Genomic DNA, 26,672 nt, shown 5'->3' with positions numbered 1-26,672 from the left:
CGCTAGAATGGGGCTCCTCTCCCACCTTCCCTGCTGATGTCCATGGACGCGCTCGAATACCTGCCCCCCTCACGCCACCGGATGCACCGCTTCAGTGCCAGCATGCACGTATCGGCAGCCGCCTGCGCCATGCTGGCGCTGGCCTTGCTGTGCTGGAGCCGCCCGGCCCCGGCCCAGTCCGATATCTATGTCTGCGCCGGCCCCAACGGGGTGCCGGAGTATCGCAACGGTAACGGCGGCAAGGGCTGCAAGCGGCTGAGCCTGCCCGATGCGATCACGGTGYCGGGCGGGCGTGTGAGCACGCCGCCGGCAGGCAACGGGGCGGGGCCCGCGGTGGCGCCCGCGGCATTTCCGCGCGTGGACAGCGCGACCCAGAAGAGCCGCGATGGCGAGCGCCGGGCCGTGCTGGAGCAGGAGCTGCAAAGCGAGGAGGCCAAGCTGGCCGCGCTGCGTGCCGAGTACAACAACGGCCAGCCCGAGCGCCAGGGCAACGAACGTAACTACCAGCGATATCTCGACCGCACTGCCGCGCTGCGCGACGACATTACGCGCAGCGAGGCCAATGCCGCTGCGCTGCGGCGCGAACTCTCCAACTTGAGGGACTAATTCATGCATCGCCTGATTCGCAGCGTCACGCGCAAGGTAGCCTCGGCCGGGGCAGGGACCCCACCCGAGGGTGGGGCCGCGGTGCTGCCCCTGGGCGACGTGTCCTACCACCAGGGGCTGGACGTGGTAGCCAACCCCGTGTTGCTGGTGCGCCAGCCCGGCCTGCGCATCGTCTATGCCAATCCCGCCGCCGAGGCCAGCTTCGCGGTATCGCGCAAGGCCATGGTGGAACTGTCGCTGGCGGACTTGTTCGGCGCTTCGGAGGAGCTTGCCAGCATGATCGAGACCGTGCTTTCGCGGCAGTTCGACGCCCGCCGGCAGGATGTGGTGCTGCGCCCGCCGTTGCAGGAGCCGATGCACGCGCACGTGGTGATCGGCGCGCTGGACGCGAACGTCGACACCAGCACCGTGGTGGTGGAGGTGCTGCCCAACGAGCAAAAGGTGCGCAGCGAACGCGAGGAGCGCATCCTCGACCTCACCTCGGCCAACAAGGAACTGATCCGCAATCTCGCCCACGAGATCAAGAACCCGCTGGGCGGTATCCGCGGCGCGGCGCAACTGCTTGAGTTCGAGTTGCCCGATCGTGCGCTGCGCGAGTACACCCAGGTCATCATCAAGGAGTCGGACCGCCTGCAGACGCTGGTGGACCGCCTGCTGGAGCCGCACCGGCATCCGCATATCGTGTCCGACCTCAATATCCATGAAGTGCTGGAGCGCGTGCGCTCGGTGGTGCTGGCCGAGTTCCCATCCGGGCTGGACATCGTGCGCGACTACGACGCGAGCCTGCCCGACCTGCGCGGCGACATGGAGCAGTTGATCCAGGCCGTGCTCAACATCGTCCACAACGCTGCCCAGGCGCTCGCCGAGCGTATCGCGCGCGGCGATGCGCAGATCGTCCTGCGTACCCGGGTGGCCCGCCAGGTCACAATTGCCAAGCGTTTGTTCAAGCTGGCATTGGACTTGCATGTCATCGATAACGGTCCGGGCATCCCCGAGGATATTCGCGAACGCATCTTCTACCCGCTGGTGTCGGGCAGGGATGGCGGCAGCGGCCTCGGTCTCACACTCGCTCAAACCTTCGTGCAACAGCACGAGGGCTTGATCGAATGCGAGAGCCGGCCTGGCTGTACCGACTTCCGTATCCTGCTGCCACTGCATTGAGCGCATCGGCCACAGCAATTGGAACTGCACCAATGATTGCTGCCGACCGGCTTGCCAGCGGTGTGCGGCCAGGTTTACGGAAGACCAAATGACACCGAGCAGACAAGCGACGCACATGAAGCCGATCTGGATAGTCGACGACGATCAATCAATCCGCTGGGTCCTGGAAAAGGCCCTCGCCCGTGAAAGCCTGCTTTCGCGCAGCTTCACCAACGTGCGCGACGTACTGGCCGCGCTGGAAGATGACGAGCCGCAAGTCCTGATCTCCGACATCCGCATGCCGGGAGGCTCGGGCCTGGACTTGCTGCAGGCGCTCAAGGCCCGGCACCCGGGGCTGCCCGTCATCGTGATGACGGCCTACTCCGACCTGGATAGCGCGGTAGCCGCCTTCCAGGGCGGGGCCTTCGAATACCTGGCCAAACCCTTCGACGTCGACAAGGCAGTCGAACTGATCCGTCGCGCGCTGCAGGAAAGCCTGCGCGAGGAGGAACTGGAAGACCGCCTGGTCGACGCGCCCGAGATCCTCGGCCAGGCGCCGGCCATGCAGGATGTGTTCCGTGCCATCGGCCGCCTTTCCCAGTCCAACGTGACGGTGCTGATCACCGGCGAGTCCGGCACCGGCAAGGAGCTGGTCGCGCAGGCGCTGCACAAGCACAGCCCGCGCGCCAACGGCCCCTTTATCGCGCTCAACACGGCGGCCATCCCGAAGGATCTGCTCGAATCGGAACTGTTCGGACATGAGCGCGGGGCCTTCACCGGCGCGCAGACCATGCGCCGCGGCCGCTTCGAGCAGGCCGAGGGCGGCACGCTGTTCCTCGATGAAATCGGCGATATGCCGTTCGATCTGCAGACGCGCCTGCTGCGGGTGCTGTCCGACGGCAACTTTTACCGCGTCGGCGGCCACAATCCGCTGCGCGCCAATGTGCGGGTCATTGCCGCCACCCACCAGAACCTGGAAACGCGCGTCAAGGAAGGGTTGTTCCGCGAGGACCTGTTCCACCGCCTCAACGTGATCCGCCTGCGCCTGCCGCCGCTGCGCGAGCGGCCGGAAGACATTACGCTGCTGGCCCGTCATTTCCTGCAGAAGAGTGCCAAGGAACTGGGCGTGGAGCCCAAGCGCATGTCGGACGAGGCCCTGGCCTATGTTTGCACGCTGCCGTTCCCCGGCAACGTCCGCCAGCTGGAGAACCTGTGCAACTGGCTGACCGTGATGGCGCCGGCCCAGACCATCGAAGTCAAGGACATGCCGCGCGAGATGACCGGCACCGGCACGCAGCAGGGTAGCCCCGGCGCCCCGCGCCTGCCGGAGCCACGCGCCGAGGGCAGGGGCGAGGACGGAGATGGCCATGACGCCGTCGACTACGGCGCCGCGCCCCCCGCCCTGGGCGGGGAGGCTGACCCCGCGCTAGCCTATGCTGGCCGCGTGGCCGCCGCGGGCGGGATCGCCCGCTGGGAAAACCTGCTGGCAGGCGAGGCACGCGCCATGCTGGAATCCGGCCAGCCCGAGGTGATGGATGCGCTCACGCGCCGTTTCGAGAAGGCAGTGCTGGAGGCGGCCCTGGGCGTGACCCGTGGCCGGCGTGTGGAAGCTGCGACCCGCCTGGGTATCGGCCGCAATACCATCACACGCAAGCTCCAGGAGTTGGGCTTCGATTGAAGCAGCGTTGCTGCACGACACAAGAAACAGCCGGGCTCAATCCCGGCTGTTTTTCATTCCCGGTCCTGTCACCCGCGCGGATCAGCCGCGCGCGGCCAGCAGCAACGCCGCCATCTCGGCAAAGCCCTCGCCGCAAGCCGCCTCGGTAATGTACGCGGGCGTGGCGGGCAATTGCGGCAGGATGTCGCGGATATTGGCCACCCCGACCGACAAGGGGAAATGGGCAAACATGCTCGCGTCGTTGGCCGAGTCGCCGATAAACAGCCACGCTTCCCGTTCGGCATCCAGGTCGGCGCCCAGCAATTCCGCGGCGCACAACCGGCTCATGCTCAGCTTGTCGTGCTCCCCGAACCAGCCGTTGACATGGATCGAGCTGACCGTAGCGGTCATGCCGGCTTCGCGCATCAGGCTGACAATGCGGTCTACCGCTGCCGGGGGCAACGGCGCCACGTCCTCGGCATGGTCGATGGCGAGGTCGGCGGCATGCCAGGCCTGGTCCGAGGCCAGCGCGCAGCCTGGCACCTCTAGTACGATGCGCTCGCCCAGGGCATGGATGCGCGCGAGGTTATCCGCCCGGGTGGCCGCGTCGTCCAGGTAGCGCGTCACCAGCTTGCCCGCGCGCAAGTGAGAGTAAAAGGCACCGTTTTCACCAATGATGGCGTCCACCGGCCAGAGCCGGGTCAGGATCTCGGCCCAGGCGATGCAGCGGCCGGTCACCGGGATCACGTGCAGGCCGGCTGCCTTGAGCCGGTCCAGCGCCAGGTAGGTGGTCGCCGGCAGCCTGCCGTCGGTGGTGATGGTGCCATCGATATCGGTCAGCACACCGCGAACGCGGCGCAGCGCCGGCGCGGGAAGGGTCTGGATGGCTTGCATGGCCCAAGATTCTACCCTGTCAAGCTGCCGACAAATCGCTGTCATATTATTGTCATTTAGTGGAAAAGCCCGGTTTTCCTATCCAACCAGGCGGAGTAACATCCGGACGTCACAAAAGCTGCATACAGTCGGACGATTTTTGTCCCATGTCGCGATATAAAAACAGGAGAGCTTCCAATGACCGTCAAACGTACCGTGTCGACCCTCGCCGCCTTCGCCATGCTGATTGGCGCAGGATCGGCCAATGCCGCCGTCGAGATCCAGTGGTGGCATTCGATGGAAGGTGCACTCAACGACAAGGTGAACGCAATCGCCACGCAGTTCAACGGCAGCCAGTCCGAGTACAAGATCGTGCCGATCTACAAGGGTCAGTATGACGAATCGCTGGCGGCAGGCATTGCTGCCTTCCGTTCGGGCAACGCGCCGGCAATCCTGCAGGTATTCGAAGTCGGTACGGCCACCATGATGAGCGCCAAGGGCGCCATCAAGCCGGTGGCCACGGTCATGAAGGACGCTGGCGAGAAGTTTGACGCCAAGATGTACATCCCGGCGGTGGCTGGCTATTACACCTCGAACAAGGGCGAGATGCTGTCGTTCCCGTTCAACAGCTCGACCACGGTGATGTACTACAACAAGGATGCCTTCAAGAAGGCCGGGCTGGATCCGAACAAGCCGCCCCTGACCTGGCAGGAAGTGGCAGCCGATTCCGCCAAGCTCAAGGCTGCCGGCATCTCTTGCGGTTACACCACCGACTGGCAGTCGTGGGTGCAGCTGGAAAGCTTCTCGGCCTGGCATAACGTCCTGTTTGCCACCGAGAACAATGGCTTCGGCGGCACGGGCGCGCGCCTGGTGTTCAATTCGCCGCTGCACGTCAAGCATATCGCCAACCTGCTCGACATGCTGCAGAAGGGCTACTTTGTCTATGGCGGCCGCAAGGACGAGCCGAAGGCGAAGTTCATCGCCGGCCAGTGCGCCATGCTGACCGGTTCGTCGGCGGCGCTGGCGAATATCCGCAAGAACGCCAAGTTCGATTTCACCGTGGCGCAACTGCCCTACGAGCAAGGCGTGCCGGGCGCACCGCAGAACACCATCATCGGCGGCGCTTCGCTGTGGGTGATGGGCGGCAAGAAGCCGGAAGAGTACAAGGGCGTGGCCAGGTTCTTCTCCTACCTGTCGCGCCCCGAGGTGCAGGCTGACTGGCACCAGTCGACCGGCTACCTGCCGGTGACCATGGCAGCCTACGAACTGACCAGGAATTCGGGCTTCTATGACAAGAACCCCGGCGCCGATGTCGCGGTCAAGCAGATGATCGTCAAGACCACCGACAAGTCGCGAGGCATCCGCCTGGGCAATTTCCCGCAGATCCGTACCGTGATCGACGAGGAACTCGAAGCGGTGTGGACCGGCAAGAAGCAGCCCAAGGACGCGCTGGATTCGGCGGTGGCGCGCGGCAATGAATTGCTGGAGCGATTCCAGAAGACCGTCCGCGAGTAAGCGCCTGGTGTCGTGAGTGTGCAGAGGGCGGAGGCTTTGCCTCCGTCTTTGGTTTGAGCGGGCGCATGGCCGCGCTGTCCCCGATAGTTGATGCCCCGCGCTTGGCGGTGCTCAGGATGCGTGATGGAAAAACGGGTCGTATTCCAATCTTCATGGCTGCCCTATCTGCTGGTGTTGCCGCAGATGGCGGTCACGCTGATCTTCTTTTTCTGGCCGGCCGGGCAGGCGCTGTACCAGTCCGTGCTGAGGCAGGATGCCTTCGGCATCGACCTGCAGTTCGTCGGCCTGGAAAACTTCAGCGATCTGTTCAACGATGCGCAGTACCTGCACGCGTTCCGCGTGACGGCGGTGTTCGCCGTCGGGGTGACACTGGTCGGACTGTCGGTCTCGCTGCTGCTTGCCTACTTCGCCGATCGCGTGGTGCGCGGCGCCAGTGGCTACAAGTTGCTGTTGATCTGGCCGTACGCCGTGGCTCCCGCGGTGGCGGGCGTGTTGTGGATGTTCTTGTTCAACCCCACGCTGGGCGTGGTGTCCTATGCGCTGCATCAGTTCGGCGTGGACTGGAACTTCCTGCTCAATAGCAACCAGGCCATGTTGCTCGTGGTGTTGATCGCCGCGTGGAAGCAGATCAGCTACAACTTCCTGTTCTTCCTGGCCGGCCTGCAGAGCATTCCGAAGTCGTTGATCGAGGCTGCCGCCATCGATGGCGCAGGGCCGTGGCGGCGTTTCTGGTCGATCATCTTCCCGTTGCTGTCGCCGACCACCTTCTTCCTGATGGTGATCAACGTGGTGTACGCATTCTTCGATACCTTTGCCATTATCGACGCGGTGACCCACGGCGGACCCGTCAACGCCACCAATACGCTGGTCTACAAGGTGTACCAGGATGGCTTCCGCGGGCTCGATATCGGTGGCTCGGCCGCGCAGTCGGTGGTGCTGATGGGGATCGTGATTGTTCTCACGGTGGTGCAGTTCCGTTACGTGGAACGCAAGGTGCAGTACTGAAGGATTGGCAAAATGATAGAACGACGACCCCTTCTGGATTTTCTTTCGCATCTGCTGCTGCTGCTGGGCGTGGCGGTGGTGGCCTTCCCCGTCTATGTCACCTTTGTTGCCTCGACGCTGACCGCCGACGAGGTGCTGCAGGCACCGATGACGCTTGTGCCCGGCAGCCATTTCCTTGAGAACTATCGCACTGTGCTGGCAGCCGGCGTGGGCAATGCGGCCTCGCCGGTCTCCACCATGATGCTGAACAGCCTGATCATGGCCTTGGGCATCTCGCTGGGCAAGATCGCGATCTCGATCATCTCGGCCTTCGCGGTGGTGTACTTCAGGTTCCCGCTGCGCAAGACCTTCTTCTGGATGATCTTCATCACGCTGATGCTGCCGGTGGAAGTGCGGATCCTGCCGACCTACAAGGTGGTGTCGGACCTGGGAATGCTGGACAGCTACTTCGGGCTGACCATCCCGATCATCGCTTCGGCCACCGCGACCTTCCTGTTCCGCCAGTTCTTCCTGACCATTCCGGACGAGCTGGCCGAGGCCGCGCGCATCGACGGTGCCGGGCCGCTGCGCTTCTTCAAGGATGTGGTGCTGCCGCTGTCCAGGACCAGCATCGCGGCATTGTTCGTGATCCAGTTCATCTACGGCTGGAACCAGTACCTGTGGCCGCTGCTGATCACCACGCAGAAATCGATGACGCCGGTGGTGGTGGGTGTCACGCAGATGATCTCCCGTTCCGGGGACGCAGCGACCGACTGGAACCTGGTGATGGCTACCGTGATGCTGGCCATGGTGCCGCCCGCGATCGTGGTGCTGCTGATGCAGAAGTGGTTCGTCAAGGGCCTGGTCGAAACCGAGAAATAGGCGGGCGGGGCGCGCCAATGTGATGGTGTGCCCGCCACGCTTGCACCGCGAGAAAGAATAGCAATGGCAAAACTGTCGCTTCGCAATGTACAGAAGACCTACGCCGGCAACGTCAAGGTTGTGCACGGCATCGATATGGAGATCAACGATGGCGAGTTCATCGTCATCGTCGGCCCGTCGGGCTGCGGCAAATCCACGCTGCTGCGCATGGTGGCCGGGCTAGAGTCCATCAGCGGCGGCGAGGTCCATATTGGCGGGAAGATGGTCAACAACCTCGAGCCCGCCGAGCGGGACATCGCCATGGTGTTCCAGAACTACGCGCTCTATCCGCATATGAGCGTGTACGACAATATGGCCTACGGGCTGAAGATCCGCGGCATGGCCAGGAGCGAGATCGAACAGCGTGTGAACCACGCCGCCGGCATTCTCGAGCTGGCGCCGCTGCTGGAGCGCAAGCCGCGCGCGCTGTCCGGCGGCCAGCGCCAGCGCGTGGCCATGGGCCGCGCCATCGTGCGCGAGCCTGCGGTGTTCCTGTTCGATGAACCGCTGTCCAACCTGGATGCCAAGCTGCGCGTGCAGATGCGCCTGGAACTGAAGGAGCTGCATCGCCGCCTGCGCACCACCAGCATGTACGTGACGCATGACCAGGTCGAGGCCATGACGCTGGCTGACCGCATGATGGTGCTTAACGGCGGGCGCGTGGAGCAGATCGGCACGCCGCTGGAAGTCTATGCGCGTCCCGCCAGCACCTTCGTGGCCAGCTTTATCGGCTCGCCGCCGATGAACCTCGTGCCGGTCGCGCGCACCAATGGCGGCCAGGGCGAAGCGCAGATGCGCGTGGAGCAGAAGGAGGGCGCCCAAGGACAAGCCGCCACCCTTGGCCATCTGCCGATGGGTTTGCACCTGCCCGAGCGCGCGCTGCTTGGCCTGCGTCCCGAGCATATCGAGCCGTGCGCGGAGCACGAAGCCATTGCCCGGATCGACGTGCGGCTGGTCGAAGCGCTCGGCGCCGATTCCTTCGCCTATGGGACGCTGGGTGGCCAGCCGGTCGTGGTGCGGCTGGACAGCAATATGCCGGTGCGCGGCGGCGACCGTCTGCCGATCACCGCGTCGGCCGAGCACCTGCACTTCTTCGACGCCGATTCCGGCAAACGCATCGAGGCCTGACATGACCCGAGCCGCCTGGCCGTATCCGCGCCACATCGCCCACCGGGGCGCCGGCAAGCTGGCGCCCGAGAACACCCTGGCGGCCTTCCGCCACGGTGCGTCGTTCGGCTACCGCATGTTCGAGTTCGACGTGAAGCTGTCCGGCGACGGGCGTCCGGTGTTGCTGCACGACGCCACGCTCGATCGCACCACCAACGGCCAGGGCCGCGCCGATGCGCTGACGCTGGGCGAGATCGCCATGCTGGACGCGGGCAGCTGGCATAGCCCGGCCTATGCCGGCGAGCCGGTGCCCACGCTGGCGGCGATCGCGCGCTACACCCGGGCCAACGGATACATGGCCAACATCGAGATCAAGCCGGTGCCGGGCGCTGAATGGCGCACCGGCGCCGCAGTGGCCCTCGACGCCCAGGCACTGTGGGCCGGCAGCGATGTGCTGCCGCTGTTGTCGTCGTTCTCGGAAGACGCGCTGGAGGCGGCGCGCAAGGCCGCACCGGGCCTGCCGCGCGCGCTGCTGCTGGACAAGCTGCCCACCGACTGGCTGGAGCGGCTACGCCGGCTGGATTGCGTGGCGCTCGATGCCAATCACCGCGAACTCAGCGCCGCGGTCATCCAGGCCGCCCATGCGGCCGGTTTCCGGGTGGCCTGCTATACCGTCAACGACCCGGCGCGCGCGGCGGAGCTGCTGGGATGGGGGCTGGATGCACTGATTACCGACGCGGTCGACCTGATCGCGCCGCGCCAGGGCTAGTCCGCCCGGCACGGCACGCATGGCCGGTTCATGCAGGCTGGGCCAGCGCGTCGCGCACCGCGTCATCCACGCTCCAGCCGCGCCACATTTCCTCGGTCAGGGCCGGGTTGCGCGCCTGCGCCAGCAGGTCGCGCACCTCGTCCTTCACCCGCGCCAGCCGTAGCGGCACGCCGTGCGCTTTCGCGAATTCCGCCAGGTCGTCCAGGGCTTCAAGGGCGGTGCCGTCGAGGTCGGGCGACTCTTCGAGGCTCAGTACCAGGCCGTATCGGGGATGCTGGCGCGCCAGCGCCTCGCGCACGGTGCTCAGTATGGTATCGGCGTTGCCGAAGTACAGCGGCACCTCCGGGCGCGCGATCAGCAGCCCCTTGGGCGCGGTGGCCTCGGGGTGGCGCGCCATGTCGACAAAGTCGTGGCTATCCGCCCAGCGGCCCAGCCAGCTCACGTGCGGGCGCGACAGGCGGTGCAGCAGCATCGCCACGCTGACCCCGATCGCCAGCAGCAGCCCATGCAGCACGCCCAGCAGCAGCACGCCGGCAAAGGCGGTCAGCGCGACCAGGCGGTCGCGCCGCCATGCGAAATAAGGCCTGAGGCTGCCCGGGTTGAGGCTGTGTCCGACCGCGCGGATCACGATGGCCGCGAGCACCGGCTCGGGAGTGTGGGCGATCCAGGGCAGCAGGGTGCATACCGCGGCGAATACCACCACCCCGGCAACCAGTCCGGCGAGACGGCTTTGCGCGCCCGCCGATTCGTTGGCCGAGGTAGCGGAAAAGCCCGCCCCCACCGGCATGCCCTGGAACAGGCCTGCGGCGAGGTTGGCCAGTCCCAGCGCCGCCAGGTCCCGGTTGGGCGAGACGATGTCACCATGGCGCATGGCAAAGGTGCGGATCGAACCGTAGCTTTCGGCATACAGGATCAGCGCCAGTGCCGCGGCCAGTTCGCTGACCCGCATCCAGTCGGCTGTGGTCAGGTCCGGCAAGCGTGGCATCGAGAACTGCAGGGCGATATTGCCGACTGCCGCCACCCCATGCGACTGGGTCCAGCCGCTGACGTCGAGTGCAATGCCGGCGGCGATCACCAGCAGTGCGCCTGGCATGGCCCGCCAGCGCGCGAACAGGTGCAGCAGCGCCAGGGCGCCCAGGGCCAGCGCCGCGCCCGCCAGGTTCCAGTGGCGCCAGTTGGAAAGCAGGTCCCAGGCCAGGCGCAGGAAGTCACCGTGCGCCGGATGCTGGTCGAGGATCTTGGGGCACTGCTTGAGGACGATGGTCAGGGCCAGGCCCAGGGTAAAGCCACGCAGCACGGGTTTGGCGATCAGGTTGGAAATTGCCCCCAGGCGCGCCGCCGCGGCCAGCAGGAACAGGGCCCCGGCCATCAGGATGACCGCGGCGCCGAAAGCGGCGCGCAGCCCGGCATCGCTCTCGGAAGCGGCCGTGGTGGCTGCCAGCAGCACCGCGGCGGACGACGAGGTGGCCGAGACAATGGCAAAGCGGCTGCTGCCAAGCAGGCCGTAGACCAGCAGGCCTGCGAAGAGCGCGATCACGCCGGCTTGCGGCGGCAGTCCGGCAATGCCGGAATAGGCCACGGCTTCGGGCAGCAACAGGCCGGCGATAGCCAGTCCGGCAACCAGGTCCATCCGCCATGTGGCGAAAGGGGCGCCCGTCGCGGCGGTGTTGGTGGTGGGGGCGGGTATCATTGGCGGTCGTCCGTGCCGGTTGACGTGCAGGTTGGGAGAAGTACGCCGATCGGGCGGGCTGGCAAAATTCCCCTCGGCTAATGTGTCAAACGTGCTATTCTTACGCGAGTGAAGACTTAGGTCCTTCCACGCACAACTGACCCTTTCAGGGCAACTGAACATTAGGGCAACTGAACAGATCGGCACCCGCTGTGGTGCCGTTTGCATAATGATGCATGAATATGTTTCGGTTGCTACTCCTGAAAGAGTTGTTTGCGATCCGCTAACCGGTCAAGCCGTGTCGCGGAAGGTTGATAAACCCGCTTTATTCCGGCATTCCCGGATAATAGTGAGCGCCCCATGATGCAACAGTATCAGAGCAATTCGTACCTCTTCGGCGGCAATGCCCCCTATGTAGAAGAGCTGTACGAGGCCTACCTCCAGAATCCCACCTCGGTTCCCGACAACTGGCGCGCGTATTTCGACGCGATGCAGAACGTGCCGGCCGTCGACGGCTCCAACGCCCGCGATATCCCCCACGCTCCCATCGTCGCCTCGTTCGCCGAGCGCGCCAAGGCGGGCCCGATCAAGACCATCGTTGCCTCGGCCGACTCCGATATGGGGCGCAAGCGCGTCGCTGCCACGCAGCTGATCGCCGCTTACCGCAACATCGGTTCGCACTGGGCCGACCTCGATCCGCTCAAGCGCCAGGAGCGTCCGCCCCTGCCGGATCTCGACCCGGCCTTCTACGGCTTCTCGGAAAGCGATCTCGATATCGTCTTCAATGCCAGCAATACGTATTTCGGCAAGGAGTCGATGAGCCTGCGCGACCTGCTCAACAACCTGCGCGAAACGTACTGCAGCAGCATTGGCGCCGAGTTCATGTACATCAGCGACCAGGCGCAAAAGCGCTGGTGGCAGGAGCGCCTGGAAACCACGCGCTCCAAGCCGGTGTTCACGCTGGAGAAGAAGAAGCACATCCTCGACCGCCTGACCGCGGCCGAAGGCCTGGAACGCTTCCTCCACACCAAGTACGTCGGCCAGAAACGCTTTTCGCTCGAAGGTGGTGAAAGCTTCATCGCCGCCATGGACGAACTGATCCAGCACAGCGGCAGCAAGGGCGTGCAGGAAATCGTCATCGGCATGGCCCACCGCGGCCGCCTGAATGTGCTGGTTAATACGCTGGGCAAGATGCCGGCGGACCTGTTCGCCGAGTTCGAAGGCAAGCACGTCGACGACCTGCCGGCCGGCGACGTGAAGTACCACAAGGGCTTCTCCAGCGACGTCTCCACCGACGGCGGCCCGATCCACCTGTCGCTCGCCTTCAACCCGTCCCATCTGGAGATCGTCAACCCGGTCGTGGAAGGCTCGGTCAAGGCCCGCCAGGAACGCCGCGGCGAGCCCGCGGGCCATGCGGAAGTGCTGCCGGTGCAAGTGCACGGCGACGCGGCCTTCGCAGGCCAGGGTGTGGTGATGGAAACGCTGAACCTGGCACAGACCCGCGGCTACGGCACGGGCGGCACGATGCACATCGTGATCAACAACCAGATCGGCTTTACCACTTCGGACCCGCGCGACTCGCGCTCCACGCTGTATTGCACCGACGTCGTCAAGATGATCGAGGCACCGGTGCTGCACGTGAACGGCGACGATCCCGAAGCCGTGGTGTTCGCCATGCAGCTGGCCGTGGACTTCCGCATGGAATTCAAGAAGGATGTCGTGGTCGACATCATCTGTTTCCGCAAGCTGGGCCACAACGAGCAGGACACCCCAGCCGTTACCCAGCCGCTGATGTACAAGAAGATCGCCCAGCACCCGGGCACGCGCAAGCTGTACGCCGACAGGCTGACCACGCAGAACGTGGTGCCGGCCGACTTCGGCGACCAGCTGGTCAAGGAATACCGCGCCGCCATGGACGCGGGCAAGCACACGGTCGACCCCGTCCTGTCGAACTTCAAGAACAAGTTCGCCGTGGACTGGATGCCGTTCCTGAACCGCAAGTGGACCGACGCCGCCGACACCGCCGTGCCGGTGACCGAGCTCAAGCGCCTGGCCGAACGCATCACCACCACCCCGGAAACCCTCAAGCTGCACCCGCTGGTCGAGAAGGTCGTCAAGGACCGCGCCAACATGGGCCGTGGTGACCAGCCGCTGGACTGGGGCATGGGCGAGCATCTGGCCTTCGCCTCGCTGGTGGCTTCGGGCTACCCGGTGCGCATCACGGGCCAGGATGCCGGCCGCGGTACCTTCACGCACCGTCATGCCGTGCTGCATGACCAGAACCGCGAGCGCTGGGATGCCGGCAGCTACGTGCCGCTGCAGAACGTGTCGGAAAACCAGGCGCCGTTCACCGTGATCGACTCGGTGCTGTCGGAAGAGGCCGTGCTCGGCTTCGAATACGGCTTCTCCACCGCCGAGCCGAACGCACTCGTGATCTGGGAAGCCCAGTTTGGCGACTTCGTCAACGGCGCCCAGGTGGTGATCGACCAGTTCATCTCCTCCGGCGAAGTGAAGTGGGGCCGCGCCTCGGGCCTGACCCTGATGCTGCCGCACGGCTACGAAGGCCAGGGTCCGGAGCACAGCTCGGCGCGTATCGAGCGCTTCCTGCAGCTGTGCGCGGACCACAATATGCAGGTTTGCCAGCCGACCACGCCGGCCCAGATCTTCCACCTGCTGCGCCGCCAGATGATCCGTCTGTTCCGCAAGCCGCTGGTGATCATGACGCCGAAGTCGCTGCTGCGCAACAAGGAAGCGGTCTCGCCGCTGTCCGACCTGGCCAAGGGTCACTTCGAGACGGTCATCCCCGATCACGAAGAACTGAACGCCAGCAAGGTCAAGCGCGTGATCATGTGCTCGGGCAAGGTCTACTACGACCTGATCAGCACCCGCAAGGAACGTGGTGCCGGCGATGCCGCCATCATTCGCCTGGAACAGCTGTATCCGTTCCCGCACAAGGCAGTGGCAGCCGAGCTGAAGAAGTACCCCAACGCCAACGAAATCGTGTGGTGCCAGGACGAACCGCAGAACCAGGGCGCCTGGTTCTTCGTCCAGCACTACATCATGGAAAACATGGGCGAAGGCCAGAAGCTCGGTTACTCCGGTCGTCCCGCCTCGGCATCGCCGGCGGTGGGCTACTACGCCAAGCACAATGAGCAACAGAAGGCACTGCTGGATGCGGCCTTTTCCAAGCTCAAGGGCTTTGTCCTGACCAAATGATCGTGGCCGACATGGCGGCGCGCGCGAAGAGCGCGCACCGCCATGTTTTTTGCCGCTGCCCGAAGCACATACGAATACATCGAGGAAATACCTAGCCATGGCTATTGTTGACGTCAAGGTTCCGCAACTCTCTGAATCGGTTGCAGAAGCAACCATGCTGAACTGGAAGAAGAAGCCGGGCGAAGCCGTTGCCCAAGACGAAATCCTGATTGAAATCGAGACCGACAAAGTCGTGCTCGAAGTGCCCGCCCCGTCGGCTGGCGTGCTCTCGCAGATCATCCGCAACGATGGCGACACCGTGGTCGCCGACGAAGTGATCGCCAAGATCGACACCGCAGCCACCGCTGGCGCCGCCGCTCCGGCCGCTGCCGCACCGGCGCCCGCCGCTGCAGCACCTGCCCCGGCTGCCTCCGCGCCGGCCGCTGCCGCCAATCCCGGCGCCGTGGCCATGCCCTCGGCTGCCAAGCTGATGGCCGAAGGCGGCCTGTCGGCCAGCCAGGTTGCAGGTACCGGCCGCGACGGCCGCATCACCAAGGGCGACGTGCTGGGCGCAGCCACTGCTCCGGCCGCCGCGCCTGCCGCCAAGGCAGCACCGGCCCCGGCGCCCGCCAAGCCGGCGTTGCAGCAGGTTTCCGCCCCGGTGGACTTCGCCGTGATGGGCGACCGCCCGGAAGAGCGCGTGCCGATGAGCCGCCTGCGCGCCCGTATCGCCGAGCGCCTGCTGCAGTCGCAAGCCACCAACGCCATCCTCACCACCTTCAATGAAGTGAACATGAAGCCGGTGATGGACCTGCGCAACAAGTACAAGGACCGCTTCGAGAAGGAACACGGCGTCAAGCTGGGCTTCATGTCCTTCTTCGTCAAGGCCGCGGTGCACGCGCTGAAGAAGTACCCGCTGATCAACGCGTCGATCGACGGCAACGACATCGTCTACCACGGCTACTTCGACATCGGTATCGCTGTCGGTTCGCCGCGCGGCCTGGTGGTGCCCATCCTGCGCAATGCAGACCAGATGACCCTGGCCGACATCGAGAAGAAGATCGCCGAATTCGGCACCAAGGCCCGTGACGGCAAGCTCTCGCTGGAAGAACTGACCGGTGGCACCTTCTCCATCTCCAACGGTGGCGTGTTCGGCTCGATGCTGTCGACCCCGATCATCAACCCGCCGCAATCCGCGATCCTGGGCGTGCACGCCACCAAGGACCGCCCGGTGGTGGAAGACGGCCAGATCGTGATCCGTCCGATGAACTATCTCGCCATGTCCTACGACCACCGCATCATCGACGGCCGCGAAGCCGTGCTGGGCCTGGTCGCCATGAAGGACGCGCTGGAAGATCCGGCACGCCTGCTGCTGGACCTGTGATCGTCTGGTAATCATCTGTATTGACTGAGGTCTTGCCCGCCGTGCCCGCGGAGTTGCGCGGCGCGGGCGGGCATGACGGACCGAAAAGTTGAAGGCGGCCTGGCGGGCGATGTTGCCCCGGTCCAGGGCTGCAAAAGGAATCTCCATGAGCAAACAATTCGACGTGCTGGTGATCGGTGCCGGCCCCGGCGGCTATATCGCCGCCATCCGTGCCGGCCAGCTCGGCCTGAACGTGGCGTGCTGCGAAGGCAATGCCTACGACGATCCCAAGGACGAGCCGCGCCTGGGCGGCACCTGCCTGAACGTGGGTTGCATCCCCTCCAAGGCACTGCTGGCCTCCTCGGAAGAAGTCGAGAACGTGCAGCATCACCTGGGCGATCACGGTATCACCGTGGGTGACGTCAAGGTCGACGTGGCCAAGATGCTCAAGCGCAAGGACGAAATCGTCGGCAAGATGACCAAGGGCATCGAGTTCCTGTTCCGCAAGAACAAGGTCACGCTGCTCAAGGGCTACGGCAGGTTCGTCGGCAAGAGCGCCGATGGCTTCCAGGTCGAAGTCGCTGGCAAGGCCGGTACCGAAGTCGTGACGGCCAGGCAGGTCATCATCGCCACCGGCTCCAAGGCGCGTCACCTGCCGGGCGTTCCCGTCGACAACGTGCTGGTCAGCGATAACGAAGGCGCGCTCAAGTTCTCCGGCGTGCCGAAGAAGCTGGGCGTGATCGGCGCCGGCGTGATCGGCCTCGAGCTGGGCTCCGTGTGGCGCCGCCTGGGTGCCGAAGTGACCGTGCTGGAAGCGCTGCCCGCGTTCCTGGGCRCCGCCGACGAAGGCGTGGCCAAGGAAGCGCAGAAGCTGCTGACCAAGCAAGGCCTGAAGTTCAGCCTGGGCGTGACGGTCAATGAAGTCAAGACCGGCAAGGACAACGTCACGGTCAGCTACACCGACAAGGACGGCGCTGCCCAGACCCTGGAAGTGGATCGCCTGATCGTGTCGGTTGGCCGCGTGCCCAACACCGACAACCTCGGCCTCGACGCCATCGGCCTGGCTGCCGACCAGCGCGGCTTTATCGAGGTGGACGAGCACTGCGCCACCAAGGTGCCGGGCCTGTGGGCCATCGGCGACGTGGTGCGCGGCCCGATGCTCGCGCACAAGGCCGAGGACGAAGGCGTGGCGGTTGCCGAGCGCATCGTCGGCCAGAAGCCGCACATCGACTACAACTGCATTCCCTGGGTGATCTACACCTTCCCGGAAATCGCATGGGTGGGCAAGACCGAACAGCAACTCAAGGCCGAAGGCCGCGAGTACAAGTCCGGCCAGTTCCCCTTCATGGCCAACGGCCGCGCGCTGGGCATGGGTCATTCGGACGGCTTCGTCAAGATGCTGGCCGATGCGAAGACCGACGAGATCCTGGGCGTGCACGTGGTTGCAGCAAACGCGTCGGACCTGATCGCCGAAGCCGTGGTGGCGATGGAGTTCAAGGCCGCCAGCGAAGACATCGGCCGCACCTGCCACCCGCATCCGTCGATGTCGGAAGTCATGCGCGAAGCCGCACTCGCTGTCGACAAGCGCCAGCTCAATATGTAAGGCATTCGCCTTCGTATTGTTGAGTACCGGCGCGCCGCTCCAGCGGCGCGCCGTTTTCGCTTTCGGGGCGACAGGGGCAGATTGCCCCGCCGTGTGTCCCCGATCCTCATCCAGGCCGGAGCCTGCCGGCATCCGGCGCGAGCAGTCAGCATGAACGTCCGTGAGTACTACGAGCAGGAACTGAAGCAACGCGGCTACACGTCCGATGAGGCGCAACTGCGCGCCGTCGAGCGGCTGCAGCAATGCTATGACGAGTGGGTCGCATACAAGAGCCGGCGCAACAGCACGCTGAAGAAGCTGCTGGTGCATCCGGATGTGCCCAAGGGCGTCTACCTGTGGGGTGGGGTGGGGCGGGGCAAGTCCTTCCTGATGGACAGCTTCTATACCTGCGTGCCGCTGGTGCGCAAGACGCGCCTGCACTTCCATGAATTCATGCGCGAAGTCCATCGCCAGCTGGAAGAGCTGCGCGGCCGCCCGGACCCGCTGGACGAACTGGCCAAGCGCATCGCGCGGCGTTTCCGCCTGATCTGCTTCGATGAATTCCACGTCAGCGATGTGGCCGATGCGATGATCCTGCACCGCCTGCTGCAGCAACTGTTCGACAACGGCGTGCAGTTCGTGATGACGTCCAACTACCGGCCGGACCTGCTGTATCCGGATGGACTGCATCGTGACCGCGTGCTGCCGGCGATCTCGCTGTTGCAGCAGAAGCTCGACGTGCTCAATGTGGACGCCGGCATCGACTACCGCAAGCGAGCGCTCGAACAGGTCGATGCGTATCACACGCCGCTGGGCCCCGAGGCCAGCTCGGCGCTGCGCCACGCCTTTACCAGCATCGCCGGCGTGGCCGATGAATCGCCCATCCTGCATATCGAACACCGCGAACTGCGCGCGCTGCGCAAGGCGGGTGGAGCGGTCTGGTTCGATTTCAATACGCTGTGCGGCGGCCCGCGCTCGCAGAACGATTATCTGGAGCTGGCCACCCAGTTCCACACGGTGATTCTTTCCGATGTGCCCAGGATGACGCCGCGCATGTCCTCCGAAGCGCGGCGCTTCACCTGGTTGATCGACGTCTTCTACGATCACAAGGTCAAGCTGCTGATCTCGGCGGAAGTGCCTGCCGATGAACTTTATACCGAAGGCCAGATGTCCAACGAGTTCAGCCGCACGGTCTCGCGCATCATCGAGATGCAATCGCGCGAATACCTCGAAGCGCCGCGCCGTACGGTCGATACCTCGCTGACCTGAGGCGGCCATCCCGCCGCACGCTTGATCTGTATCAAGGCGGCTTGCAGCCGGGGCTCTTACCATGCAGTTGGTAAAAATGAGTCCCGATGCCGCCTTCTCCTGCCTGTTCCTTGTCCAATCCGCCACCTGCCAGCGCAGGCGGCGCGTCGGCGGCCGTCGCGCATGAAGGCTGTTTTCACTGCGGCCAGCCGTTGCCGGCCGCCGAGCCGGCCCTGCACGCCAGCATCGACGGCAAGGACCGATCCTTCTGCTGCGGCGGTTGCCAGGCCCTGGCGCAGACCCTGCACGCGGCCGGGTTCGGGCACTTGTATGGCGATCAGGCCCGCTTCGCCCGACCCATCGACGACGCGGCGCGGCGCGAGGCCGAGCCCGTGTGGTCCGCCTATGACACTGAAGAGTTGCGGGCCCAGTTCGTGCGCCCGCTCGATGAGCGCCGTGCCGAAATCACGCTGGCGCCGGAGAATATCCGTTGCGCGGCCTGTGCCTGGCTGATCGAGCAGCACCTGGGCAGCCTGCCGGGCGTGGAATCGGTGATCGCCAATGTGGCGACCCGCCGCGTGGTGGTGCGCTGGCGCGCGGCTGAACAGCCTGTTTCCGCCTTGCTCGCCGCGCTGGCCGGCATTGGTTACCTGGCGTGGCCGTTCGAGCTATCGCGCTCGGACCAGCATGACCGCCACGCGCGCCGTGGCCTGCTGATGCGCATGGCGGTAGCCATGCTGGGCATGATGCAGGTGATGATGTACGCCTGGCCCATCTACACCCATGAAGCCACCATCGATCCCGGCCAGCTGCAGTTGATGCGCTGGGCCAGCCTGGTGCTGACGCTGCCGGTGGTGCTGTACTCGGCTTCGCCGATCTTCGCCGGGGCGTGGCGCAGCCTCAGGCAGCGCCACCTTGGCATGGACGTGCCAGTGGCGATCGGCGTCGGTGCGGGCTTTCTCGCCAGCAGCGTGGCCACGCTGCGGGGCACCGGCGAGGTGTACTTCGATTCGGTCACCATGTTCGTGGCGTTCCTGCTACTGGCGCGTTACCTGGAATTGCGCGTGCGCCAGGCATCGCGCAGCGGCGCGGAGATGCTGGCACGGCAGCTGCCGGCCACCTGCGAGCGCCTGCCGGCCAAGGGCGGGGCGGGCGAGCGGGTGCCGGTGGCCCGCCTGCGCGCGGGCGACCTGATTCGTGTCAAGGCCGGTGAGGTGGTGCCCGCCGATGCCACCGTTGTCGCCGGCGCCAGCGAACTGGACGAGTCCATGCTGACGGGCGAGAGCCGCCCGGTGCCGCGTGGCATCGGCGATCCGGTGCTGGCCGGCTGCTTCAATACCGCTAGTCCGCTTGAGTTGCGCGTGGCGCAGGCAGGCGCGGCGACCCGGCTGGCCGAAATCGTCGCCGTGCTGGACCGCGCGCTGGCCGAGAAGCCGCGCCTGGCCACCCTGGCCGACCGTGTGGCGGGCTGGTTCGTCGGCATCCTGCTGGTGCTGGCCGCGCTGGCCGGCACCGTATGGTGGGCCTGGATCGACCCGTCGCGCGCGCTGCTGGTGACGGTGGCGGTGCTGGTGGTGAGCTGCCCGTGCGCGCTCTCGCTGGCTACGCCTGCCGCGCTGGCCGCCGCGGGCGCCGCGCTTTCGCGCCGGGGCTTGTTGTTGACGCGTGGCCATGCGCTGGAGACGCTGGCCAGCGTGACGGACGTGGTGCTCGACAAGACCGGTACGCTCACGCAAGGACGTTTCGCGCTGGTGCGGACGCATCCCGTGGGGGATGCGGATCCTGCCGCCAGCCTGAGCCTGGCCGCGGCCATCGAACGCTCCGGCGAGCACCCGGTCGCGCGCGGCATCGTGGAGGCAGCGCAGGCGCAGGGGCTGATACGCGAGTCCCACGTTATCGGCGCCGTGCGCAATGTCCCGGGACAGGGTCTTGAAGCCGAGGTGGATGGCGAGTTGCTGCGCCTCGGCCGGCGTGAGTTCGTGGCCGCCCTGGCCAGCGGCGCGATGGGTAACGCCGGCGCGGATGCCACCCCGGCCGCTGGCGAACGTTGCGGTGCAACCCTGGTGTGGCAGGGCACTGCCGCCGGTGCGCAAGCCGTATACGAACTGGCCGACGTCGAACGCGCACAGTCGGCGCGATTGCTCGCGCAACTGCGCGTGCTCGGCGTGACCTGCCACCTAGTGTCGGGCGATACGCCGGCCACGGTCGGCTGGTGGGCCGATCATTTCATGATGCCGCGCCGCGAAGGCGGCGTGACGCCCGAAGGCAAGCGCGACTACGTGGCGAACCTGCAGCGCGGTGGTGCGGTAGTGCTGGCCGTGGGCGATGGCATCAACGATGCGCCGGTGCTGGCGCAGGCGCAGGTGTCGATCGCCATCGGCAGCGGCGCCCCGCTGGCGCAGGCCGGCGCCGACGCCGTGTTGACCCATGGCCGCATTGCCGAGATCGCAAACGCGCTGCAGCTGGCCCGGCGCACCCGCCGCGTGGTGCGCCAGAACCTTGGCTGGGCCTTTGCCTATAACGTGATCGCCATCCCGCTGGCGGCGACCGGCTATGTCACCGCCTGGATGGCGGGCATCGGCATGTCGGTGTCGTCGCTGCTGGTGGTGGCCAACGCCTGGCGCCTGCTGCGCGCGGGCAAGCCCGGAGACTGATGCATGGACATGCTCTACGTGCTGGTGCCGATGAGCCTGGTGCTGGTGGCCGTGATCGCCGGCGCGCTCTGGTGGGCGCTGCATGCCGGCCAATACGATGACCTCGACCGGCCCGGCGAGGCCATCCTGCTCGACAACGACAAGCCCTGATCCATCGCGGCCGCGCTTTGGCCGAAGCCGGCAGGATGCGCCAAAGCCGATTGCAGTGCCCGGCGGTGTTCACCACCCGCTCTCCTCATGTGCCCTTGATACAGATCAAGACGTCCGGAGCGTGTTTTTCCTACAGTCACTACATCAATTCATGTTTATCCAATCTGGGGGTCTGAATGGCTGTCACCGCCGCGTATTCTCGCGCCGACACCTTCAATTACGGCGTTGTGCGGCAATTTGCCGTCATGACGGTAGTGTGGGGGATTGTCGGTATGGCCGTCGGCGTTTTGCTCGCGGCGCAGTTGATCTGGCCGGAGCTTAACTTCAACACGCCATGGCTGTCCTTCGGGCGCCTGCGGCCGCTGCATACCAATGCGGTCATCTTCGCCTTCGGCGGCAGCGCGTTGTTCGCCACCTCGTACTACATCGTGCAGCGTACCTGCCAGGCGCGGCTGTTCTGCGGCCCGCTGGCGGCGTTCACGTTCTGGGGCTGGCAACTGGTGATCGTCGGCGCGGCCATCACGCTGCCGATGGGCTTCACCAGCTCGAAGGAATACGCCGAACTCGAATGGCCGATCGACATCCTGATCACGCTGGTCTGGATCGCCTACGCCATCGTGTTCTTCGGCACCATCATGAAGCGCAAGACCCGCCATATCTACGTGGCCAACTGGTTCTTCGGCGCCTACATCCTGACCATCGCCATCCTGCATATCGTCAACAACGTCGAGATGCCGGTGACGATGTGGAAGTCCTACTCGGCTTACGCCGGCGTGCAGGACGCCATGGTGCAGTGGTGGTACGGCCATAACGCGGTGGGCTTCTTCCTGACCACCAGCTTCCTGGGCATGATGTATTACTTCATCCCCAAGCAGGCCGGCCGCCCGATCTACTCCTACCGGCTGTCGATCGTTCACTTCTGGGCGCTCAACTTCACCTATATGTGGGCGGGCCCCCACCACCTGCAGTACACCTCGCTGCCGGACTGGGCGCAATCCCTTGGCATGGTGTTCTCGCTGATCCTGCTGGCGCCTTCGTGGGGCGGCATGATCAACGGCATCATGACCTTGTCGGGTGCCTGGCACAAGCTGCGCACCGATCCCATCCTCAAGTTCCTGGTGGTGGCGCTGTCCTTCTACGGCATGGCGACCTTCGAAGGCTCGATGATGTCGATCAAGACCGTCAACGCGCTGTCGCATTACACGGACTGGACCATCGGCCACGTGCACTCCGGCGCGCTGGGCTGGGTCGCGATGATCTCCATCGGCTCGCTCTACTACCTGATCCCGCGGCTGTTCGGCGAGAAGGAGATGTACAGCGTGCGCCTGATCGAGTTGCACTTCTGGATCGCCACCCTCGGCGTGGTGCTGTACATCGCCTCGATGTGGATCGCCGGCGTGATGGAAGGCCTGATGTGGCGCGCCACCCAGCCCGACGGCACGCTGACCTACGCCTTCGTGGAAGCGGTCAAGGCCAAGTACCCGTTCTATCTGATCCGCTTGCTCGGCGGCCTGTGCTTCCTTTCCGGCATGCTGCTGATGGCCTACAACGTGGCCCGGACCATCATCGGCAGGTCCGCCGTGGATGCGTCGATCCCGACCAGCGTTACCGCCTCCGCCCATTGATCATTCCAGGATGGAAACGATGTCCGAAAAAAGAAGCTTTTTTACGCACGAGACCCTGGAGAAGAACATCGGCTGGCTGATCCTCTGCACCATCCTGGTGGTCAGCATCGCCGGGCTGGTCCAGATCGTACCGCTGTTCTTCCAGCATTCCACCACGGAGCCTGATGCGGGGATCAAGCCATATTCGCCGCTGCGCCTGATGGGCCGCGATATCTATATCCGCGAGGGCTGCGTGGGCTGCCATTCGCAGCAGGTGCGCACGCTGCAGGGCGATGTCGAACGCTATGGCCACTATTCGACGGCCGGCGAGTCGGTCTACGACCATCCCTTCCTCTGGGGCTCCAAGCGTACCGGTCCCGACCTGGCGCGCGTGGGCGGTCGCTACTCGGACGACTGGCAGCGTATCCACCTGCGCAATCCGCGCGACGTGGTGCCGGAATCGGTGATGCCGTCCTATCCGTGGCTCGAGAAGGCGCGGCTGCAGACCAGCGATATCCGCGGCCGCATGCGTGCGCTCAGGCGGCTGGGCGTGCCCTATACCGACGCCGAGATCGAGCAGGCGCCCGCCACGCTGGCAGGCAAGACCGAAGAAGACGCGATGGTCGCCTACCTGCAGGAACTTGGCATCACCAAGCGCAACGTACGCGTGGATACCGCGGCGGCCCAGCCCGCGGCCGCGCCGGCCAGGGAGTAAGCCATGGCAATGATCACTGCGTTTTCCACCGTGGTCTCGCTGCTGGCGTTTCTCGCGATCTGCTGGTGGGCCTGGTCGTCCGGCCGCAAGGCCGCCAACCAGGAGTCGGCCATGCTGCCTTTCGCCTTGCCCGACGAGCCCCTGGCCGCGAGCCACGACGGCCGGCATCGTGCCGGCGGCGCAAACAATTCCAGGCAGGAACACTGAGTCATGAGCGACTTCTTCACGGATTTCTGGGGTTATTACATCGCCGCCATCGCGCTGGTCGGCATCGTCTGGTGCATGTGGCTGCTGTTCTCCCAGCGCAAGGTGGCCAAGGTGGTCGGTGCCACCGAAGACACCGGCCACGTGTGGGACGGCGACCTGCGCGAGCTGAACAATCCGCTGCCGCGCTGGTGGATGTGGATGTTCCTGCTGGCGTGCCTCTTTGGCCTGGCCTACCTGGTGCTTTTCCCCGGTTTGGGTTCCTACCCCGGCGTGCTCAAGACATCCAGCCGGGTCGAACTGGAGGCGCACCGCAAGGCGGCCGAGCAGCTGCAGCGCGAGGTCTATGGCAAGTACATGCAGATGGAAATCAGGCAGGTGGCGGCTGAACCGGCCGCGCGCGAGATCGGGCAGCGCCTGTTCCTCAACTACTGCGCGCAGTGCCACGGCTCCGACGCGCGCGGCAGCCGCGGCTTTCCCAACCTGACCGATAACGACTGGCTGTACGGCGGCGACCCCGCCACCATCGCCCAGACCATCACCAAGGGCCGCAACGGCGTGATGCCGTCCTTCGCCTCGACCATCGACGCCAGGCTGGCCGGCGACGTGGCGCAATACGTGCGCTCGCTGTCGGGCCTGGCGTCCGACCCGATCCGCGCCTCGCGCGGCGAGAGCACGTTCAAGTCCACCTGCGCGGCCTGCCATGGATCCACCGGCAAGGGCAACCAGGCGCTTGGCGCGCCCAACCTGTCGGACAAGACCTGGCTGTATGGCAGTTCGGAGGCGACCATTGTCGACGCCATCCTGAAGGGCCATGACAACCATATGCCGGCACAGGAGGAAATCCTGACGCCAGAGCGCATCCGCATGCTGACTGCCTACGTTTGGGGGCTGTCGAACAACGCGGCAGGCGCGGAGGGCGGGCAATGAACCGCGACGCCTGCCCTTGGAGCCGGTATGCCGGTGGGGATGATCGCCCATGAACGCCCGGGAACCGGAACCGCCGGGAAAGAGCGGGGCCACATGGGCGCCGCTTCGGGAGCCCGCATCGGCCACGGCGGATGCGGAAACCTCGGACGCAACGCTCTACGAAGTCCGCCGCAAGATCTATCCGCGCTCGGTCAAGGGTGCGTTTTCGCGCTGGCGGGTCTGGATGGTGGTCCTGACCCAGCTGTTTTTCTACGGCATGCCCTGGCTGCAATGGAACGGCCGCCAGGCCATGCTGTTCGATCTCGGCGCGCGCAAGTTCTACATCCTGGGCCTGGTGCTGTGGCCGCAGGATGTGATCTACCTGTCCGTGCTGCTGGTGATCTCCGCGCTATCGCTGTTCCTGTTCACGGCGATCGCGGGGCGCCTGTTCTGCGGCTACGCCTGTCCGCAGACGGTGTACACCGAGATCTTCATGTGGATCGAGCGGCATGTCGAAGGCGACCGCTTCGCACGCATCCGCCTGGACGGCGATCCGTGGAGCGCGCGCAAGCTGCGGCTAAAAGCCGCCAAGCACACGCTCTGGATCGTGATCGCGCTGTGGACCGGCTTTACCTTCGTTGGCTACTTCTCGCCCATTCGCGAGTTGGGTGGCCACGTGCTGAGCCTGTCGCTGGGCCCGTGGCAAACGTTCTGGACGCTGTTCTATGCCTTCGCCACCTGGGGCAACGCCGGCTTCATGCGCGAGCAGGTCTGCAAGTACATGTGTCCGTATGCACGCTTCCAGAGCGTGATGGTCGACCGCGACACCTATGTGGTGACCTATGACGCGGGTCGCGGCGAGCCGCGCGGCAGCCGCTCGCGCAAGGCCGATCACAAGGCTTCAGGGCTTGGCGATTGCGTGAACTGCAGCATCTGCGTGCAGGTCTGCCCCACCGGCATCGATATCCGCGATGGCCTGCAGTACGACTGCATCGGTTGCGGCGCCTGCATCGACGCCTGCAACCAGGTCATGGACAAGATGGCGTATCCGCGCGGGCTGATCCGCTACACCTCGGAGAACGCCATGCGCAGCGCGTTGCCCGAGCCGGAGGCGCGCAAGCGCCTGGTTCGTCCGCGCACGATGGTGTACTCCGTGATCTGGCTGGCCCTGGTTGCCGGCTTCATGGTGTCACTGGCGATGCGCACGCCGCTCAAGGTAGACATCATTCGCGACCGCGGCGCGCTGGGCAGGGAAGTGGAGGGGCGCTGGATCGAGAACGTCTATCGCGTGCAACTGATCAATACGAGCGAAGCGCCGATGCATGTGGCCATCCGCGCGGACAGCGACGACCTGAAGGGCCTGGCCGTGGAATACGACCACGCTGCCGGCAATCTCGCGCCCACGTCCAACCGCCTGATCCCCGTTCGCGTGCGCGTGCCGATCGAAGCCGCCGGCCAGGGTAACCACAAGATCCAGGTGACGGTGACCGCGGCAGGCGATGGCGGCGCAAGCGGTGCGCGGATCAGCCAGGGCACCAGCTTTATCGTCCCGCGCAACCTTTGAATCCAGAAAACTACAGGAGGCCTGATGATGCAGCAAAGCAATCCCTGGTGGAAGGAGCCCTGGCCCTGGCTGCTGATAAGCGGGCCCTTGCTGGCGATGGTAGCCTGCGGGGTCACGATCTGGCTGGCCGTGACACACCCGGACCAGCCCATCGTCGATGGCGTGTCGCGCCATGGACTGGTGGTCGAGAAGGCAGGCACCACGGCACGGCAAGCTGCGCCGGCCACGGCGCAGGTGAAGTGA

Annotated in this window: 22 protein-coding genes; 20 read left to right on the top strand and 2 right to left on the bottom strand. The window is 65.3% G+C overall.

Annotation, left to right across the window (positions count from 1 at the left end):
- Nucleotides 1-42 precede the first annotated feature (42 nt).
- The 3 genes from AC1DQ3_RS21140 to ntrC all read left to right on the top strand — a co-directional run bounded on the left by AC1DQ3_RS21140 (nt 43) and on the right by ntrC (nt 3,424).
- Nucleotides 43-606, top strand: a complete 564-nt coding sequence (locus AC1DQ3_RS21140) for a DUF4124 domain-containing protein (RefSeq protein ID WP_477122106.1) — start codon at nt 43-45, stop codon at nt 604-606.
- A gap of 3 nt (nt 607-609) precedes the next feature.
- Nucleotides 610-1,767 carry a nitrogen regulation protein NR(II) gene (gene glnL, locus AC1DQ3_RS21135; RefSeq protein WP_477122105.1) on the top strand — a complete coding sequence of 386 codons (1,158 nt, stop codon included), beginning with the start codon at nt 610-612 and terminating at the stop codon, nt 1,765-1,767.
- 115 nt (nt 1,768-1,882) lie between these two features.
- Entirely contained in the window at nt 1,883-3,424 is a 1,542-nt protein-coding gene (gene ntrC / locus AC1DQ3_RS21130) for a nitrogen regulation protein NR(I) (RefSeq protein ID WP_477122104.1), read from the top strand.
- Between the two features lie 81 nt (nt 3,425-3,505).
- Here ntrC and AC1DQ3_RS21125 read toward each other — a convergent pair whose 3' ends face one another.
- A complete protein-coding gene (locus tag AC1DQ3_RS21125) occupies nt 3,506-4,297 on the bottom strand; it encodes an HAD-IIB family hydrolase (RefSeq protein WP_477122103.1) in 792 nt (263 codons plus the stop codon).
- A gap of 219 nt (nt 4,298-4,516) precedes the next feature.
- On the opposite strand from AC1DQ3_RS21125, the gene ugpB reads away from it, so the two are divergent.
- The 5 genes from ugpB to ugpQ all read left to right on the top strand — a co-directional run bounded on the left by ugpB (nt 4,517) and on the right by ugpQ (nt 9,572).
- The gene (gene ugpB / locus AC1DQ3_RS21120; protein ID WP_477122127.1) at nt 4,517-5,791 is read left to right on the top strand and encodes a sn-glycerol-3-phosphate ABC transporter substrate-binding protein UgpB; all 1,275 of its coding nucleotides are present in this window, start codon (nt 4,517-4,519) and stop codon (nt 5,789-5,791) included.
- 123 nt (nt 5,792-5,914) lie between these two features.
- On the top strand, nt 5,915-6,796 hold the full coding sequence (gene ugpA / locus AC1DQ3_RS21115; protein ID WP_477122102.1) for a sn-glycerol-3-phosphate ABC transporter permease UgpA: 882 nt from the start codon (nt 5,915-5,917) through the stop codon (nt 6,794-6,796).
- A 12-nt stretch (nt 6,797-6,808) separates the two neighbouring features.
- Nucleotides 6,809-7,657 (top strand): sn-glycerol-3-phosphate ABC transporter permease UgpE, encoded by an 849-nt coding sequence (gene ugpE, locus AC1DQ3_RS21110; protein ID WP_477122101.1) that lies wholly within the window; start codon nt 6,809-6,811, stop codon nt 7,655-7,657.
- A 63-nt stretch (nt 7,658-7,720) separates the two neighbouring features.
- A complete protein-coding gene (locus tag AC1DQ3_RS21105) occupies nt 7,721-8,824 on the top strand; it encodes a sn-glycerol-3-phosphate import ATP-binding protein UgpC (protein WP_477122100.1) in 1,104 nt (367 codons plus the stop codon).
- Nucleotide 8,825: 1 nt separating this feature from the next.
- Entirely contained in the window at nt 8,826-9,572 is a 747-nt protein-coding gene (ugpQ, locus tag AC1DQ3_RS21100; protein WP_477122099.1) for a glycerophosphodiester phosphodiesterase, read from the top strand.
- Nucleotides 9,573-9,600: 28 nt separating this feature from the next.
- On the opposite strand, the gene AC1DQ3_RS21095 is transcribed toward ugpQ, so the two are convergent.
- Nucleotides 9,601-11,262, bottom strand: coding sequence for a SulP family inorganic anion transporter (locus tag AC1DQ3_RS21095; protein ID WP_477122098.1), 1,662 nt, complete (start codon nt 11,260-11,262; stop codon nt 9,601-9,603).
- Between the two features lie 339 nt (nt 11,263-11,601).
- Between AC1DQ3_RS21095 and AC1DQ3_RS21090 the strand changes: the two genes are divergently transcribed.
- From AC1DQ3_RS21090 to AC1DQ3_RS21035, 12 genes are all read left to right on the top strand, one after another.
- Nucleotides 11,602-14,457 carry a 2-oxoglutarate dehydrogenase E1 component gene (locus AC1DQ3_RS21090; protein ID WP_477122097.1) on the top strand — a complete coding sequence of 952 codons (2,856 nt, stop codon included), beginning with the start codon at nt 11,602-11,604 and terminating at the stop codon, nt 14,455-14,457.
- Nucleotides 14,458-14,554: 97 nt separating this feature from the next.
- Nucleotides 14,555-15,820 (top strand): 2-oxoglutarate dehydrogenase complex dihydrolipoyllysine-residue succinyltransferase, encoded by a 1,266-nt coding sequence (odhB, locus tag AC1DQ3_RS21085; RefSeq protein ID WP_477122096.1) that lies wholly within the window; start codon nt 14,555-14,557, stop codon nt 15,818-15,820.
- 145 nt (nt 15,821-15,965) lie between these two features.
- A complete protein-coding gene (gene lpdA, locus AC1DQ3_RS21080; RefSeq protein WP_477122095.1) occupies nt 15,966-17,402 on the top strand; it encodes a dihydrolipoyl dehydrogenase in 1,437 nt (478 codons plus the stop codon).
- Nucleotides 17,403-17,552: 150 nt separating this feature from the next.
- Nucleotides 17,553-18,650, top strand: a complete 1,098-nt coding sequence (zapE, locus tag AC1DQ3_RS21075; protein WP_477122094.1) for a cell division protein ZapE — start codon at nt 17,553-17,555, stop codon at nt 18,648-18,650.
- Nucleotides 18,651-18,736: 86 nt separating this feature from the next.
- Nucleotides 18,737-21,283: a heavy metal translocating P-type ATPase gene (locus AC1DQ3_RS21070; protein WP_477122093.1), complete on the top strand. Its 2,547-nt coding sequence runs from the start codon at nt 18,737-18,739 to the stop codon at nt 21,281-21,283.
- Nucleotides 21,284-21,286: 3 nt separating this feature from the next.
- Entirely contained in the window at nt 21,287-21,433 is a 147-nt protein-coding gene (ccoS, locus tag AC1DQ3_RS21065) for a cbb3-type cytochrome oxidase assembly protein CcoS (RefSeq protein WP_477122092.1), read from the top strand.
- Between the two features lie 176 nt (nt 21,434-21,609).
- Complete coding sequence (gene ccoN, locus AC1DQ3_RS21060) at nt 21,610-23,058, top strand: cytochrome-c oxidase, cbb3-type subunit I (protein ID WP_477122091.1); 1,449 nt, start codon at nt 21,610-21,612, stop codon at nt 23,056-23,058.
- 19 nt (nt 23,059-23,077) lie between these two features.
- Nucleotides 23,078-23,752, top strand: coding sequence for a cytochrome-c oxidase, cbb3-type subunit II (ccoO, locus tag AC1DQ3_RS21055; RefSeq protein ID WP_477122090.1), 675 nt, complete (start codon nt 23,078-23,080; stop codon nt 23,750-23,752).
- Between the two features lie 3 nt (nt 23,753-23,755).
- Nucleotides 23,756-23,959 carry a cbb3-type cytochrome oxidase subunit 3 gene (locus tag AC1DQ3_RS21050; protein WP_477122089.1) on the top strand — a complete coding sequence of 68 codons (204 nt, stop codon included), beginning with the start codon at nt 23,756-23,758 and terminating at the stop codon, nt 23,957-23,959.
- 3 nt (nt 23,960-23,962) lie between these two features.
- Nucleotides 23,963-24,886: a cytochrome-c oxidase, cbb3-type subunit III gene (gene ccoP, locus AC1DQ3_RS21045; RefSeq protein WP_477122088.1), complete on the top strand. Its 924-nt coding sequence runs from the start codon at nt 23,963-23,965 to the stop codon at nt 24,884-24,886.
- A gap of 49 nt (nt 24,887-24,935) precedes the next feature.
- Nucleotides 24,936-26,429: a cytochrome c oxidase accessory protein CcoG gene (gene ccoG / locus AC1DQ3_RS21040; RefSeq protein ID WP_477122087.1), complete on the top strand. Its 1,494-nt coding sequence runs from the start codon at nt 24,936-24,938 to the stop codon at nt 26,427-26,429.
- A 24-nt stretch (nt 26,430-26,453) separates the two neighbouring features.
- Nucleotides 26,454-26,672, top strand: coding sequence for a FixH family protein (locus AC1DQ3_RS21035; protein ID WP_477122086.1), 219 nt, complete (start codon nt 26,454-26,456; stop codon nt 26,670-26,672).

This window comes from Cupriavidus sp. 01T418 (genome assembly GCF_056398885.1).
Note: the sequence above shows the minus strand (reverse complement) of the source record. Positions and strands in the feature narration are given on the sequence as shown.

Excerpts from the sequence above, each read along its gene's own strand:
- glnL (WP_477122105.1), top strand. The coding sequence starts at position 610 with ATGCATCGCCTGATTCGCAGCGTCACGCGCAAGGTAGCCTCGGCCGGG.
- ntrC (WP_477122104.1), top strand. The coding sequence starts at position 1,883 with ATGAAGCCGATCTGGATAGTCGACGACGATCAATCAATCCGCTGGGTC.
- AC1DQ3_RS21125 (WP_477122103.1), bottom strand. The coding sequence starts at position 4,297 with ATGCAAGCCATCCAGACCCTTCCCGCGCCGGCGCTGCGCCGCGTTCGC.
- ugpB (WP_477122127.1), top strand. The coding sequence starts at position 4,517 with ATGCTGATTGGCGCAGGATCGGCCAATGCCGCCGTCGAGATCCAGTGG.
- ugpA (WP_477122102.1), top strand. The coding sequence starts at position 5,915 with ATGGAAAAACGGGTCGTATTCCAATCTTCATGGCTGCCCTATCTGCTG.
- ugpE (WP_477122101.1), top strand. The coding sequence starts at position 6,809 with ATGATAGAACGACGACCCCTTCTGGATTTTCTTTCGCATCTGCTGCTG.
- AC1DQ3_RS21105 (WP_477122100.1), top strand. The coding sequence starts at position 7,721 with ATGGCAAAACTGTCGCTTCGCAATGTACAGAAGACCTACGCCGGCAAC.
- ugpQ (WP_477122099.1), top strand. The coding sequence starts at position 8,826 with ATGACCCGAGCCGCCTGGCCGTATCCGCGCCACATCGCCCACCGGGGC.
- AC1DQ3_RS21095 (WP_477122098.1), bottom strand. The coding sequence starts at position 11,262 with ATGATACCCGCCCCCACCACCAACACCGCCGCGACGGGCGCCCCTTTC.
- AC1DQ3_RS21090 (WP_477122097.1), top strand. The coding sequence starts at position 11,602 with ATGATGCAACAGTATCAGAGCAATTCGTACCTCTTCGGCGGCAATGCC.
- odhB (WP_477122096.1), top strand. The coding sequence starts at position 14,555 with ATGGCTATTGTTGACGTCAAGGTTCCGCAACTCTCTGAATCGGTTGCA.
- zapE (WP_477122094.1), top strand. The coding sequence starts at position 17,553 with ATGAACGTCCGTGAGTACTACGAGCAGGAACTGAAGCAACGCGGCTAC.
- AC1DQ3_RS21070 (WP_477122093.1), top strand. The coding sequence starts at position 18,737 with ATGCCGCCTTCTCCTGCCTGTTCCTTGTCCAATCCGCCACCTGCCAGC.
- ccoS (WP_477122092.1), top strand. The coding sequence starts at position 21,287 with ATGGACATGCTCTACGTGCTGGTGCCGATGAGCCTGGTGCTGGTGGCC.
- ccoN (WP_477122091.1), top strand. The coding sequence starts at position 21,610 with ATGGCTGTCACCGCCGCGTATTCTCGCGCCGACACCTTCAATTACGGC.
- ccoO (WP_477122090.1), top strand. The coding sequence starts at position 23,078 with ATGTCCGAAAAAAGAAGCTTTTTTACGCACGAGACCCTGGAGAAGAAC.
- AC1DQ3_RS21050 (WP_477122089.1), top strand. The coding sequence starts at position 23,756 with ATGGCAATGATCACTGCGTTTTCCACCGTGGTCTCGCTGCTGGCGTTT.
- ccoP (WP_477122088.1), top strand. The coding sequence starts at position 23,963 with ATGAGCGACTTCTTCACGGATTTCTGGGGTTATTACATCGCCGCCATC.
- ccoG (WP_477122087.1), top strand. The coding sequence starts at position 24,936 with ATGAACGCCCGGGAACCGGAACCGCCGGGAAAGAGCGGGGCCACATGG.
- AC1DQ3_RS21035 (WP_477122086.1), top strand. The coding sequence starts at position 26,454 with ATGATGCAGCAAAGCAATCCCTGGTGGAAGGAGCCCTGGCCCTGGCTG.